Consider the following 12,968-nt stretch of genomic DNA (forward strand, 5'->3'; position numbering starts at 1 on the left):
GCGAAGAGGCAGGTGACGACGGCGAGGCCACCGATGCCCCAGGTGGAGACGATGAAGTACCAGACCTGGCCGACGGTCCTGGTCAGCGTCATCTGGGCCTTGTCGGGGTCGGTGAGGCCCTCCAGCAGGAAGTCGCCGACCTTGCTCGGCTCGACGGTGAACTGCCGGTTCAGCCAGGCCGAGAGCAGCTTGGCGCCGGCCACGAAGACCCCGAGCGCCCCGAGCCCCGCCACCGTGGTGCGCCAGGGCGCCCAGCGCAGCACCAGCACGCCGAGGAAGACCACCGCGGTCAGCGCGACCACCACGCCGCCCCGGTCGTGCGTGGCCATCGCGTACCCGGCGGCCGCGCCCGTCCCCGCCGCGTACCAGGCACGGCGCTTCACCGGGCCGTCGCTGAGCCAGCCGTGCATGCAGAGCAGCCAGGCCAGGATCAGCACCGGCAGGACGGTGTCCGACATGACGAACTCGGAGTAGAAGATCACCGGCGGCAGCAGCGCGGTGACGCCGGCGAAGACGTACGCCAGCAGCCGACGGACCCCGAGGCGGCGCAGCGCCAGGAAGGCCAGCGGGAAGACCAGCGCGTTCAGCAGCGCGTTGATCCCCATGATCAGGTGGTAGGCCGTCACAGGATCGTCGGAGAGCCGCAGCGCCGGGGAGATCAGCAGCGGGTAGCCGCCGGGGATCACCACGCCGACCGGCATCTCGGTGGTCGGCCGGCCGGCCAGCACGCGGGCCAGGACCAGGTACCCGTCCTCGTCCGCGTGCACCGACGGGTAGCTCAGGTGCCGGACGAGCACCAGCCGGAAGAGCACCTCCACGGCGTAGCCGACGAGCAGCGCCACCGGCCAGAACCAGCGGTGGCCCCGGGCCTCGTCGAACCGCCGCACCACCCGGCCCGGCAGGCCCGACGGGCGGGTCGCGGCGGCCGCCGGAGTCCTACTCCCCGGGGCACCGCCCGGGTGCTCTTCGACGGTCTCTGTTGAAGTCTGCACTGATCTCCGACTCTTCCCCTGGTAGCCCGGCTCTGAGATGGATGCGGCAGGCCGGGCCGGCCTGTCCGCGGCCCGCCCGGCAGCCCGCGGGGCTCCACTCGGCAGACCAGTTGTGGAGGTCACGCTAACAACTCGCGCAGACCCGGCGCCCGCGCACCCCTCGGAGGCGGTCGCACACGGACCGCCGTCCCCGACGGTCTGTTCCCTTAGCACACTCCGCGTAGCGCTCACCCTAACGGCGGGCAAAGAATGTGCCATAACGCGCTCCGGCGGTCGGCACTGTGCCGACCGCCGGAGCGGAACCGTTTGCGCAAGTGGTCCGGGCCCGCCGCCGCACGGGCGCCGGGGGCGCGGACGAACCGTCCTACGCCCTGCCGACGAGTTCGCGCCGGTTGGCCGCCGCACGGGTGGCGGGCTGGATGGACTTCAGGTGCTTGGGCATCCGGCGGATCATCGCGAGCAGCAGCACCAGGCCGGCGCGGGCCAGGTAGATCGTCGCCTTGATCGGGGAGGCGCTGGGCGTGCCGGTGGTCCGCTCGCGCATCGCCACCGGGACCTGCCGGATGACGAAGCCGCAGCGGGCGGCGCCGACCATGCTCTCGATGGTGTCGCCCAGGTACTCGACCGGGTACCACTGCGAGAAGAACTCGATCATCGGCTTGTTGCAGGCCTTGAAGCCCGAGGTGGTGTCGGTGAGGCGGGTGCCGGTGATCCGCGAGAGCACCACCGACAGCAGCTTCATCGCCCAGCTGCGCGGGCCGCGCACCTTGTAGCTGCCCTGACCGGCGAAGCGGGCGCCGATGACCAGGTCCGCCTCCTGGAGCTTCGCCAGCAGGTCCGGCACGTACGCGGGGTCGTGCTGGCCGTCGGCGTCGCACTGGATGGCCACGTCGTAGTCGTGCAGGTGCGCGTAGCGGTAGCCGAACCGCATGGCGCCGCCGACGCCGAGGTTGTACGGCAGCTGCGCGACCCGGGAGCCGGCCCCGGCGGCGACGGCCGCGGTGTTGTCCACCGAGCCGTCGTCCACCACCAGGGTGTCCACTCCGGGGAGCTTCTCCTGGATCTCGCGGAGGATCTTGGGCAGCCCCTCCGCCTCGTTCCACGCGGGGAGGATGATCAGTACCCGCTTGCCGTCGATCATGCGGTCACCCCGGGGTCGGTCGACTTGCTGCCGTCGTTGCTGCTGCGCGCGATCGGGTAGCCGTGGTGCTCGGCCAGGTGGGCCCGCATCATGGCGACGTCCTCGGCCAGGGTCCTGGTCTCCGCTTCCAGCCGGGACGCCTCCCAGCTGAGGTGCAGGGAGACCAGCAGGACCAGCACGAAGCCCGCGAAGAGGACCAGGCTCACGCCGGACGCGATTCCGAGCCGGCGCGCGGTTGAGTCCAGAATCGTGGGGAAGAATCCGAGCGGCGCCACGACGACGCCGATCGCGAGCCAGATTGCCGCGTACTTCTCCCGGAGTTGCTGTCGGCGCAGCAGCTCCAGGATGTAGACGAGCACCAGCACGCCGGTGATCGAAGTGATGACGGTGAGATGCACGACTGGAAGCGCCTTTCAGCGGCAGTGGCGTGGCCAAGGGTAATCACATATTAAAGGCGTGGCGTGAACGGGCCGCCGCCGCCAGTTGTGCTAGGCCCGAGGACGAAGCGTCACACCTCCGACGTGTGACGCGCCGCCAGCGGTTCCTTCGGCTCCGCCACGGCACCGGCCGGGGCGGCCAGGGAACGGGCCAGCGCCCATAGCATGGCAGCCGCGCTCACACCCGCACCAGCCAGGTAGGCCAGTTCGACGCGGGTGGCGATGTCGCCGGGCACCAGGGTGACGGCCGTCAGGACCAGCGAGCCGGTCAGCCAGGCGAGCAGCTGCCGCTGGTGGCGGCCGAGCGACAGCAGCGCCTGGCCGAACACGGTGGCGAGCATGTAGCAGAGGGTGCCGAGCGACAGCCAGAGGAAGTCGACCGAGCCCAGCACGTCCTGTGCCTTGAAGAAGAGCCGGATCGCCCAGGGGCCGAGGATCACCGTCGGCAGCCCGGCGGCCGTGCACATCAGGACCACGATGCCGCCGGTGCGCAGCAGCACCTTGCGGAACTCCGCGTGGTTGCCGGCCGCCGCGGCGCCCGAGAGCGACGAGACCAGCGAGGCCTGGATCGCGGCGTAGGCGAAGAGCGGCACCCGGGCCAGGACCACCGCGTTCAGCAGGGCGGCGATCAGCGCCTTGGAGGACGGCGAGAGCACGCCGACGCTCACCACCGCGGCGTTGACCATGAGCTGCGCCAGCAGCGTCGAGCCGGTCAGCAGGCCGAGGCCGGTGACGACGTCGCGCCAGACCGGGGCGGGACCGCCGCGCCGGTCGGCGAGGACCGAACGCATCCCGATCGCCGAGGCGGCGAGCGGCGCCACCACCAGGATCAGGCTGAACGCCAGGGCCGAATGGGCGCCGAACAGCGGGATCAGCGCGGCCAGCCCGATCCGCAGCCCGCCGTCGACGCCGAGCTGCAGGCCGTAGGCGCCGAACCTGCCGAGTCCGGCCAGCGCCCCGCGGGCCACCGAGCTGACCGCCAGGCCGACCAGCGCGCCTGCCATGCCGGCCACCAGACCGAGGTCGCCGGAGAAGAAGCGGTCCGCGATCGGCCGGGCGGCGGCCGCGACCGCGGCCAGCACCACGACCAGCACCACGGCGGTGGCCAGCAGCACCCGCCGGATGGCCGGCCCCGGTCCCTGGCCGGCCACGTCGCGGGCGGCGACCAGGCGGGTCAGCTCCAGCTCGACCGGCGAGAACAGCCCGTACCCGACGGACATCACCAGGGTCCAGAGCATCGAGACCCCGGCGACCTGGGTGGTGTCCAGGCTGTGCCCGGCGAGTGCCAGGAAGATGTACGAGGAGACACCGAGGACCACGGTGCCCCCCGCCACGAGCCGCACCCCCGGGGGCAGCGCCCCCAGCAGCTTGGCCACCGGGTTCGTCATCGCAGCGTGGCCTTGGCCTTCAGCGGCTCCCACCAGGCGCGGTTCTCGCGGTACCAGGCGATGGTGGCGGCGAGGCCGTCCTCGAAACGGACCTGCGGGGCGTAGCCGAGCTCCTCGCCGATCTTGGTGATGTCCAGCGAGTAGCGCAGGTCGTGGCCCTTGCGGTCGGCGACCGGCTCGACCATGGACCAGTCGGCGCCGGCGGCCTCCAGCAGCAGGCCGGTCAGCTCCTTGTTGGTGATCTCGGTACCGCCGCCGATGTTGTAGACCTCGCCGGCCCGGCCCTTGCGCATGGCCAGCTCGATGCCGCGGCAGTGGTCGGAGACGTGCAGCCAGTCGCGGATGTTGCCGCCGGTGCCGTACAGCGGCACCTTCCGGCCGTCCAGCAGGTTCGTGGTGAACAGCGGGATGACCTTCTCCGGGAACTGGTAGTGCCCGTAATTGTTGGAGCAGCGGGTGACCACCACGTCCATGCCGTGGGTGCGGTGGTAGGCCAGCGCCAGCAGGTCCGACCCGGCCTTGGAGGCGGAGTACGGGGAGTTGGGGGCCAGCGGCCACTCCTCGGTCCACGAGCCCTCGGAGATCGAGCCGTACACCTCGTCGGTGGAGACGTGCACGAAGCGGGCGACACCGTGCTTGCGGGCCGAGTCCAGCAGCACCTGGGTGCCCAGGACGTTGGTGACCACGAACGGGCCCGCGCCCTCGATCGACCGGTCGACGTGCGACTCGGCCGCGAAGTGCACGACCACGTCGTGCCCGGGCATCACCTGGTCGACGGCGTCCACGTCGCAGATGTCACCGCGGACGAAGGAGTAGCCGCTGTGACCGGCGACAGGCGCCAGGTTGGCCTCGACGCCCGAGTAGGTGAGCTTGTCGAAGACGGTGATCTGATCCGTTGCGTCGGCGCCGAGCAGCTGCCGGACGAACTCTGAACCGATGAAGCCGGCGCCGCCGGTGACGAGGATGCGCATAGTGCGGGCAGTCTACCGGTGCGCCCCGGGGCCATCGCCCCGGGCCAGCGGGGGGCCCGGCCACTCACATAAGCTGCGGGGCATGCGTGGAATCCTCTTGGCGGGCGGCACCGGGTCACGACTGTGGCCGCTGACCCGAGCAGTCTCGAAGCAGCTTCTGCCGGTCTTCGACAAACCGATGATCTACTACCCGCTGTCGACCCTGGTCATGGCCGGTATCAGCGAGATCCTGATCATTACCACCCCGCAGGACCAGGAGCAGTTCCAGCGCCTGCTCGGCGACGGCTCCCAGTTCGGGCTCAAGCTGGAGTACGCCGTCCAGGAGAAGCCCGAGGGCATCGCGCAGGCCTTCGTGCTCGGCGCCGACTTCATCGGCGAGGAGCCCGTCGCGCTGATCCTGGGCGACAACATCTTCCACGGCAGCGGCCTCGGCACCCGGCTCGCGCAGCGCACCGCCCCGACCGGCGGCATGGTCTTCGCCTACCCGGTGGCCGACCCGACCGCGTACGGCGTGGTGGAGTTCGACGAGAGCGGCCAGGTCATCTCCATCGAGGAGAAGCCGACCCAGCCGAAGTCCCGCTACGCGGTGCCCGGCCTTTACTTCTACGACAACCGCGTGGTCGAGATCGCGGCCGGCCTGAAGCCGAGCGCCCGCGGCGAGCTGGAGATCACCGCCGTCAACGAGGAGTACCTCAAGACCGGCGAACTGCACGTCACCATCCTCGACCGCGGTACCGCCTGGCTCGACACCGGCACGTTCGTCTCGATGGTCCAGGCCTCCGAGTTCGTCCGGGTCATCGAGGAGCGCCAGGGCTTCAAGATCGGCTGCATCGAGGAGGCGGCCTGGCGGGCCGGCCTGATCGACTCCGCGCGGCTGCGCGAGCTGGCCGAGCCGCTGTGCAAGAGCGGCTACGGCGACTACCTGATCGCCCTGCTCGACGAGGAGGGCGACCAGTGAGGTTCCGCGAGCTGTCCATCGCCGGCGCCGTCGAGGTCACCCCGCAGCAGCACGGCGACCCCCGCGGCCTGTTCATGGAGTGGTACCGCTTCGACCGCCTGGAGGAGGCCGTCGGCCACCCGCTGCGGCTCGCCCAGGGCAACCTGTCGGTGTCCGCCAAGGACGTGGTGCGCGGTGTCCACTTCGCCGACGTCCCGCCCGGCCAGGCCAAGTACGTCAGCTGCGTCCGCGGCGCCGTGCTCGACGTGATCGTGGACCTGCGGGTCGGCTCCCCCACCTTCGGCCGCTGGGAGTTCGTCCGGCTGGACGACGTGGACCGCAAGTCCGTCTACCTCTCCGAAGGCCTGGGCCACGGTTTCTGCGCGCTGAGCGACGACGCCACGCTGTCGTACGTCTGCTCGGAGACCTACAACCCGACCGGCGAGCACGCGGTGCACCCGCTCGACCCGGACCTCGGGATCGAGTGGCCCACCGACGCCCCGCAGCTGTCCGCCCGGGACGCCGCCGCCCCCTCGCTGGCCGAGGCGCTCGCCACCGGTCTGCTCCCGGACTACGAGAAGTGCCGGGCGTTCACCGAGAGCCTGCGCACCCGCTGAACCGATCCGATGCCCGGGTCCGCGCCCTCCGGCGCCGGCCCGGGCATCGGCGTCCGGCCCCGGCGAGGGCCGTCCGCGGGCTCAGTATGATGGGCCCGCCGCGGGGTCTTCGCCCTGCCTCCGGCCCCGACTCCGACCAGCGGATGTGCCCCACCATGACCACTCTGGAAATCCTGCTTCCGTACTACGGAGACGTCGCGCTGATGCAGGCCGCGGTCCGCAGCGTGCTGGCCCAGAGCGACCCGGACTGGCGGCTGACCGTCGTGGACGACGGCCGGGAGCCGGGCGTCCCGGAGTGGTTCGCGGAGCTCGGCGACCCGCGGGTGCGCTACTTCCGCAACGAGCGGAACCTCGGCGTCACCGGCAACTACCGCAAGTGCCTGGGCATGGCCGAGCACGAGTACCTGGTGTTCATGGGCACCGACGACATCATGCTGCCCGAGTACGTCGCCACCGTCCGGTCGATCCTGGCCCAGTACCCCGGCGTCGCGATGATCCAGCCCGGCGTCGAGGTCATCGACGGCAGCGGGAAGCCGAGCAGCTCGCTCGCCGACGAGGCCAAGCGGCGGATCTACGCACCCCGGCAGCAGGGCCGCGTCCTGATGGGCGGCGAGGACCTCGCGGTCAGCCTGCTCAAGGGCAACTGGCTGTACTTCCCGTCGATCTGCTGGCGCACCGAGGCCGTGAGGACCACCGGCTTCCGCGACAACCTGGAGATCATCCAGGACCTCGCCCTGGTCATCGACCTGCTGCAGGCCGGCGAGCAGATGGTCGTCGACGACGTCCGGGTGTTCCAGTACCGCCGGCACACCGTCAGCATCTCCTCCAAGTCCGCCTTCAGCGGCACCCGCTTCACCGAGGCCCGGCGGTACTTCCTGGACGCCGCCGACCGCCTCGACGCGCACGGCTGGCCGAAGGCCGCGAAGGCGTCCCGGATGCACCTGTCGGCCCGGATCCACGCCCTCACCCTGGTCCCCGGTGCGATGCGCGCCGGTCAGTGGGACGGCGCGAAGACCCTGCTGCGCAACGCCACCAGCACGGCCAGCCGGCCTCGCTGACCCTCCCCACCCCTGGAGTCCCCCGCAATGACCGCACCGCACACGGCCCCGGCCCGGGTGGCCGTCCTCGGCGGCACCGGCTTCATCGGCCGGGTGCTCGGCGCCCGGCTCCTGGAGCACGGCGCCGAGGTCATCAGCCTCGCCCGCAAGGCCCCCGCCGACCCGGCCCCCGGCCGGTTCGTCGCCTTCGACCTCTCCTCCGACGCCGCGGCCGACCTCACCGAGCTGCTCGACCGGGAGCGGATCGACACGGTGGTCAACGCGGCCGGCGGCATGTGGGGCCTGACCGACGAGCAGATGTACCAGGCCAACGTGGTCCTGGTCGACCGGCTGATCGAGGCCGTCTCGGCGATGGCCGCCCCCGCCCGGCTGGTCCACCTCGGCACCGTGCACGAGTACGGCATGGCGCCGATCGGCGTCAGCCAGCGGGAGAGCGACCAGGCCGCCCCGGTGATGGAGTACGGCAGGCTCAAGCTCGCCGCCACCGAGGCCGTGGTCCGCGCCGTCGAGGCCGGCCGGATCGACGCCGTGGTGCTGCGGCTCGGCAACGTGGTCGGCGCCGGCCAGCCCGGCCACAGCCTGCTCGGCGTGATGGCCGCCAAGCTGGACGCCGCCCGGCGGGCCGGCGAGACCGCTCAGCTCTCGCTTCAGCCGCTCACCGCGCAGCGCGACTTCGTCGACCTCACCGACACCCTCGACGCCGTGATCCTGGCCGCCACCGACCGCTCGGCCCCGCCGGTGGTCAACATCGGCACCGGCTCCGCCGCCTCCGCCCGGCTGCTCGTCGAGCTGCTGATCGAGGAGAGCGGGGTGCCCACCGAGATCACCGAGGTGCCCGCGCCGGCCGGCACCGGCCCGGAGACCGAGTGGCAGCAGCTCGACATCACCGTCGCCCGTGAGCGGCTCGGCTGGACCCCCCGGCGCACCCTGCGCCAGGCCGTCTCGGAGCTCTGGCAGGCCCAGGCCGCCACGCCCGCCCCGTAGGCACCCGGCCGGGACCGTACGGTCTCCACCGCGCTCCGGCCGCCACGCCGCAGTGCCTCTCCCCTCGGGCCAGCCCCGACCCAGTCCTTGAGGAACCCATGAGACCCCGCAGTCTGTTCCACTCCCGGGGCACACTGGCCGAGCTGTTCTCCGGCCGTGCCAACAGCTTCGGCCTGCTGCGCCTGCTGCTGGCCACCTCCGTCGTGGTCTCGCACGTCTACCCGCTCGCGTGGGGGCATCTGGACCCGCTGTGGAAGTTCAGCGGCGAGCAGACCGACCTCGGGAAGATGGCCGTGATCGGCTTCTTCGTGCTCTCCGGGTTCATGATCACGGGCAGCGGCCGACGTTCCACCATCGGCCGCTACAGCTGGCACCGGGCGCTGCGGATCCTGCCCGGCCTCTGGGGCTCGCTGCTGATCTCCACCCTGGTCATCATCCCGCTGCTGTACCGCTGGCAGCACCACACCCTGGAAGGCTTCTGGAGCCACCCCAACGGCCCGAAGACCTACCTGACCGGCACCTGGAACACCTCGCTGACCGGCGGCTGGGACGTCTCGGGCGTGATCGCGGAGGGCGTGCGGCGCGGCACCAACTTCGACGGCAGCGTCAACGGCGCCCTGTGGTCGCTCAAGTACGAGATCCTCTGCTACATAGTCGTCGGGCTGCTGGCGGCCGGCGGGGTCCTGCTGCGGGCCCGCCGCTTCGTGCCGCTGGCCATGGTCGGGCTCTGGATCCTGATCCTCAACGACTGGATCGACGCGCCCGGCTGGCGGGGCATCCCCGGCGACATGGGCTCCGGGGTGAACGTCCCGTTCCTCGGCTCGATGAGCATCCACTTCATCGTCCATCTGGGCTTCGTCTTCCTGCTCGGCGCCACCTTCCAGCTCTACCGCGAACGTGTCCCGGTGCACGACGGCCTGGCGCTGCTGTCGGCGCTGGCCTTCGCGGCCACCCTGTGCTGGGGCGGGGTCTTCGTGATCGGCTACCCGGCCTTCGCCTACCTGCTCTTCTGGCTCGCGATCAGGCTGCCGCGCCTGTTCCAGAAGATCGGCCGCAAGCGGGACTACTCGTACGGCATCTACATCTACGGCTTCACCGTCGAGCAGGCGCTCGCGATGCTCGGCTACGCCAAGCACGGCAAGCTGGTCTTCCTCGCCTGCGCGCTGGCCGGGACGGTCGTGCTGGCCGCGCTCTCCTGGCACCTGATCGAGGCGCCCGCGATGAAGCTCAAGGACTGGACGCCCGGGCCGGTGCGCAGGCTCAAGGACCGGCGCCGGGACGGTGGTTCACCGGAGTCGTCGAACACGCCGGAGCCGGCCGCCCCGGCGGGCCAGGAGCCGCAGCCGGTCCGGCCGCCGACCGTCTCGGCCTGATGCGGAGGGCTCCGGCTCGCTGACCCCCGGATACGCGAAGAGCGCCCGGTGGCGATTCCCTGGAGAGGATCGCCACCGGGCGCTCGCGGTATCGGCGGGCCGGACGGTCAGTCCTTGAAGACCCAGACCTTCATCAGCAGGAAGCGCACCACGGTCGCCAGGCCGTTCGCCACGACGAGGCCGCCGACCTCCACCACCTTCGAGGCGTGCGGCGCGGCGACGTCCAGCAGGGCCAGCACACCGCTGCTCAGGCCCAGCCCGATCAGGAACGCGACCGCGCCCTGGAGCTGGTGCCGCAGCGCCCCCTCGGACCCGGTGATCCCGAAGGTGAACCGGCGGTTGGCCGCGGTGTTGGCGACCGCGCTCACCGCCAGGGCGATCAGGTTGGCCGCCTGCGGGTTGACGAACTGCCGCGCGACGACGTACAGCCCGAGGTAGAAGAGCGTGCTCAGAACCCCGATGACCAGGAAGGACGGGATCTGGCGCTTGGCCGCGCCGGACGGCCGCGCGGCGGCCGAATCGTCCTGCGCCGTCGCGGCCTGCTTGTCGGTGGAGACCATCTCAATGCCCATGATTCGTCGTCGGATCGGATCGGTCGGATCAGGCCAGCTCGTACACAGCCACCCGGCCGTTGTCGAACACCTGCTTGGCGAGGTTCCTGAGGAGCGGCGACTCGGCGCCCGCCTTGCGCTGGACCACCAGGTAGCGGACGTGGTGGTCGTTGTGCAGGCGGCTCAGGATGTCGGGCGTGGGCTGGTAGAAGGCCTCCTCGTTGAGCTTGAGCAGCGCCTCGTCCCAGAAGGTGGCCGTGGTCGCCGCCGCACCGCCCGCGGTGGCCATGAGCCGCGGCGCGTACGCCCAGCCCTCGATCAGCACCGAGCGCTCGGAGTAGGCGCCGAGCCAGTGGGAGCGGTAGTTGTCGCAGTACGGACCGTTGACGTAGTCGTCGAACTGCCAGCAGTGGCTGTTGGTGGCCAGCACGTCCGCCGGGTCGCTGTGCGAGCGGATCCACCGGGCCGCGTCGACCTGGGTCGCGGGGAGCACCCAGGTGCCCTCCCAGAGCACCTTCCTGGCCTGCAGCGCGTCCAGGGCCAGCCCGGGGACGCCGACGGCGAGGGTCGCGGTCAGCAGGACGATGCCGCCGCGGCCGCGCAGGGCCGGTACGCCCCGCGAGAGGGCCCACCAGGCGAGCCCGCAGAGCAGCGCGATCCCGGCCAGGGCCGCGGCGGCGACCAGTGCGGGCAGCAGCGGCGTGTACGAGGTCCAGACCTTGGTGTCACCGAACAGCCCGATCGCGTGCTCCGCCCACTGCGCCGAGTAGCGGTAGAGCACGAAGGTCAGCACGGCGATCAGCGTCAGCGCACCGGCCGCGAGCGCGGCCCTGGCGCGGCCCGGGAGCGCGGCCCGGTCGAACGCCTCGCTGTAGCCCCAGGCCGAGAGCAGCACGCCGAACGGCAGCCCGGCGATGGTGAAGTAGCTGGAGTTGAAGCCGTTGACGGCGAGGTACGCGGCCGGTCCGGCCACCGCACCGCCGAGCAGGAACCACTGCACCGGGTCGAGGTTCAACCGGCTGCGCCACAGCAGCGGCACCATCCCGACCACCTTGAGCTGGTGGTTCAGCAGGAAGGCAACCAGGGTCGCGGCGACCACGACGGCCTGTACCGCCGCCGAACGGCTGTGCTGCGGATCGGCCCAGTACTGCTGGATGTTGCCGAACGGGATGACCTCCAGGCCGTAGCTCTCGAAGTCGAAGATGACGGCCGTCGCGAAGAGCTGCGCGGCTCCCAGCACCGCGCCCAGGCCCACGATCGTCCAGGGGATGCGCCGGGTACCGATCAGGACCATCAGCCCGGCGAAGGCCAGGCCCGCCAGGGTCACCGGGAGCGAGCTGGCCTTGGCCGCGCTGGAGGCCAGCGCGAACAGCCCGGTGAGGACGAAGGCACCCCGGCCGATGGCCGGGACCGCCTGTGCGGCGCCCTCCCGGCTCCGCCGCAGGGCATCGCCGACGACCCCGATCAGCGCGATCAGCAGCGGCTGACTGTACGTCAGCGAAAGGCTCACGAAGGACATCAGCCGCACGGCCGGCGCCCCGAAGGTCCAGCTGCTGACGTTGTTGGGGTAGGCGGCGGTGAACTCGCCGACCGCGAAGACCAGGACGGCCGCCACCGGACCGGCCCAGGCCCGGCCGCTGAGCCGCTGGGCGACCACCGCGGTGATCAGGATGCCCAGCGCGCTGAGCGCCGGGACCATCAGCCGCATCTCGATCACCGGCAGGTCGATGTGCCCGACCATGTCGCCCATCGCCATGTGGACGAAGGTGAACCAGTGGTAGTGCAGCGGCTCCCCCGCCGCCTGAGGCAGGGTCAGCGGGAAGTTGTGCTTGGCGTTCCCGGCGAGCGAGAGCAGGTAGGGCAGGTCGCCGTACTGCCGGGTGGTCTCGTCCGTCGGCAGGATCGGGAACTTGGAGAGGAAGACCTGGTAGTAGTACGCCGAGGTGAGCGCCACCGCGCCGGCCACCGCCCAGGACCAGCCCTCCGACTGGCGGCGGTAACCGCTCGGGCGCCAGTGCCGCCGCAGGGCGGGCACCGCGGCGAACGGGACGACCACGAGAAGCGGCCAGGCGATCGCCGCCTGCTGCAGGCCGAGCGGCATCAGCAGCGCCCAGGCACCGAGCTCCAGGACGAGACCGGTGGCCGCGCCGAAGGCGAGGTCCTCGATCAGGGTGTACGGCCGGCGCCGGAGCGCCCGGAACACCAGGGTGCCGGGGAGCAGGACACCCCAGGCCGCGTAGAAGGTGTAGCGGGCGATGTCACCCGCCGAGGTGTCCGCGGACAGCAGCAGCGCCACCAGGAACAGGTAGGCGGCGGCCGCCGGGGCGAACCGCCGCAGCCTCAGGAGCACCGAGTCCTCGTGCGCACCGGCCGGCGTGGACCGCCCCGGGTCGCCCGGCCGGCTCCCACCGGGTGCCTCCGGCGAGGTTGCCGTTCTGTCGGTGCTGCCCATGGTGTCCATTCTGTTGTCCGGGCTCTGCGTTGGCGCCACGGTCCGCGACGCGACTGCGTCCGCGGCG

Annotated in this window: 12 protein-coding genes; 5 read left to right on the plus strand and 7 right to left on the minus strand. The window is 71.5% G+C overall.

The window, feature by feature from the left end; genetic code table 11:
• The 5 genes from AB0P06_RS07445 to rfbB all read right to left on the minus strand — a co-directional run.
• Positions 1-992, minus strand: a 992-nt coding sequence (locus AB0P06_RS07445) for a phospholipid carrier-dependent glycosyltransferase (RefSeq protein ID WP_363605806.1), incomplete at its 3' end; no start/stop codon positions are given.
• Positions 993-1,356: 364 nt separating this feature from the next.
• The gene (locus tag AB0P06_RS07450; RefSeq protein WP_363605808.1) at positions 1,357-2,133 is read right to left on the minus strand and encodes a glycosyltransferase family 2 protein; all 777 of its coding nucleotides are present in this window, start codon (positions 2,131-2,133) and stop codon (positions 1,357-1,359) included.
• Positions 2,130-2,531 (minus strand): DUF2304 domain-containing protein, encoded by a 402-nt coding sequence (locus tag AB0P06_RS07455; protein ID WP_363605810.1) that lies wholly within the window; start codon positions 2,529-2,531, stop codon positions 2,130-2,132. The genes AB0P06_RS07450 and AB0P06_RS07455 overlap by 4 nt, the downstream gene beginning before the upstream one ends.
• Positions 2,532-2,641: 110 nt before the next feature.
• Positions 2,642-3,958: a hypothetical protein gene (locus tag AB0P06_RS07460; RefSeq protein WP_363605811.1), complete on the minus strand. Its 1,317-nt coding sequence runs from the start codon at positions 3,956-3,958 to the stop codon at positions 2,642-2,644.
• Positions 3,955-4,929 carry a dTDP-glucose 4,6-dehydratase gene (gene rfbB, locus AB0P06_RS07465; protein WP_363605812.1) on the minus strand — a complete coding sequence of 325 codons (975 nt, stop codon included), beginning with the start codon at positions 4,927-4,929 and terminating at the stop codon, positions 3,955-3,957. The genes AB0P06_RS07460 and rfbB overlap by 4 nt, the downstream gene beginning before the upstream one ends.
• A gap of 82 nt (positions 4,930-5,011) precedes the next feature.
• Between rfbB and rfbA the strand changes: the two genes are divergently transcribed.
• The 5 genes from rfbA (at position 5,012) to AB0P06_RS07490 (ending at position 9,898) form a co-directional block, all read left to right on the plus strand.
• Positions 5,012-5,887: a glucose-1-phosphate thymidylyltransferase RfbA gene (rfbA, locus tag AB0P06_RS07470; RefSeq protein WP_363605813.1), complete on the plus strand. Its 876-nt coding sequence runs from the start codon at positions 5,012-5,014 to the stop codon at positions 5,885-5,887.
• Positions 5,884-6,483: a dTDP-4-dehydrorhamnose 3,5-epimerase family protein gene (locus AB0P06_RS07475; protein ID WP_363605815.1), complete on the plus strand. Its 600-nt coding sequence runs from the start codon at positions 5,884-5,886 to the stop codon at positions 6,481-6,483. Before rfbA ends, AB0P06_RS07475 begins: the two co-directional genes overlap by 4 nt.
• A 155-nt stretch (positions 6,484-6,638) precedes the next feature.
• The gene (locus AB0P06_RS07480; RefSeq protein ID WP_363605816.1) at positions 6,639-7,541 is read left to right on the plus strand and encodes a glycosyltransferase; all 903 of its coding nucleotides are present in this window, start codon (positions 6,639-6,641) and stop codon (positions 7,539-7,541) included.
• Between the two features lie 27 nt (positions 7,542-7,568).
• Positions 7,569-8,525: an NAD(P)-dependent oxidoreductase gene (locus AB0P06_RS07485; RefSeq protein WP_363605818.1), complete on the plus strand. Its 957-nt coding sequence runs from the start codon at positions 7,569-7,571 to the stop codon at positions 8,523-8,525.
• A gap of 98 nt (positions 8,526-8,623) precedes the next feature.
• Positions 8,624-9,898: an acyltransferase gene (locus AB0P06_RS07490; protein ID WP_363605820.1), complete on the plus strand. Its 1,275-nt coding sequence runs from the start codon at positions 8,624-8,626 to the stop codon at positions 9,896-9,898.
• Positions 9,899-10,005: 107 nt separating this feature from the next.
• On the opposite strand, the gene AB0P06_RS07495 is transcribed toward AB0P06_RS07490, so the two are convergent.
• Both AB0P06_RS07495 and AB0P06_RS07500 read right to left on the minus strand, forming a co-directional pair.
• Positions 10,006-10,470, minus strand: a complete 465-nt coding sequence (locus AB0P06_RS07495) for a GtrA family protein (protein WP_363605822.1) — start codon at positions 10,468-10,470, stop codon at positions 10,006-10,008.
• A 28-nt stretch (positions 10,471-10,498) separates the two neighbouring features.
• Positions 10,499-12,901, minus strand: a complete 2,403-nt coding sequence (locus AB0P06_RS07500) for a hypothetical protein (protein ID WP_363605823.1) — start codon at positions 12,899-12,901, stop codon at positions 10,499-10,501.
• Between the last annotated feature and the right edge of the window lie 67 nt (positions 12,902-12,968).

The organism is Kitasatospora sp. NPDC088351 (assembly GCF_040685575.1).
Lineage (GTDB): Bacteria > Actinomycetota > Actinomycetes > Streptomycetales > Streptomycetaceae > Kitasatospora.

Bases quoted from the DNA above. Each gene is read 5' to 3' on its own strand.
- AB0P06_RS07450 (WP_363605808.1), bottom strand. From the start codon at position 2,133: ATGATCGACGGCAAGCGGGTACTGATCATCCTCCCCGCGTGGAACGAG.
- AB0P06_RS07460 (WP_363605811.1), bottom strand. From the start codon at position 3,958: ATGACGAACCCGGTGGCCAAGCTGCTGGGGGCGCTGCCCCCGGGGGTG.
- rfbB (WP_363605812.1), bottom strand. From the start codon at position 4,929: ATGCGCATCCTCGTCACCGGCGGCGCCGGCTTCATCGGTTCAGAGTTC.
- rfbA (WP_363605813.1), top strand. From the start codon at position 5,012: ATGCGTGGAATCCTCTTGGCGGGCGGCACCGGGTCACGACTGTGGCCG.
- AB0P06_RS07480 (WP_363605816.1), top strand. From the start codon at position 6,639: ATGACCACTCTGGAAATCCTGCTTCCGTACTACGGAGACGTCGCGCTG.
- AB0P06_RS07485 (WP_363605818.1), top strand. From the start codon at position 7,569: ATGACCGCACCGCACACGGCCCCGGCCCGGGTGGCCGTCCTCGGCGGC.
- AB0P06_RS07490 (WP_363605820.1), top strand. From the start codon at position 8,624: ATGAGACCCCGCAGTCTGTTCCACTCCCGGGGCACACTGGCCGAGCTG.
- AB0P06_RS07495 (WP_363605822.1), bottom strand. From the start codon at position 10,470: ATGGGCATTGAGATGGTCTCCACCGACAAGCAGGCCGCGACGGCGCAG.
- AB0P06_RS07500 (WP_363605823.1), bottom strand. From the start codon at position 12,901: ATGGGCAGCACCGACAGAACGGCAACCTCGCCGGAGGCACCCGGTGGG.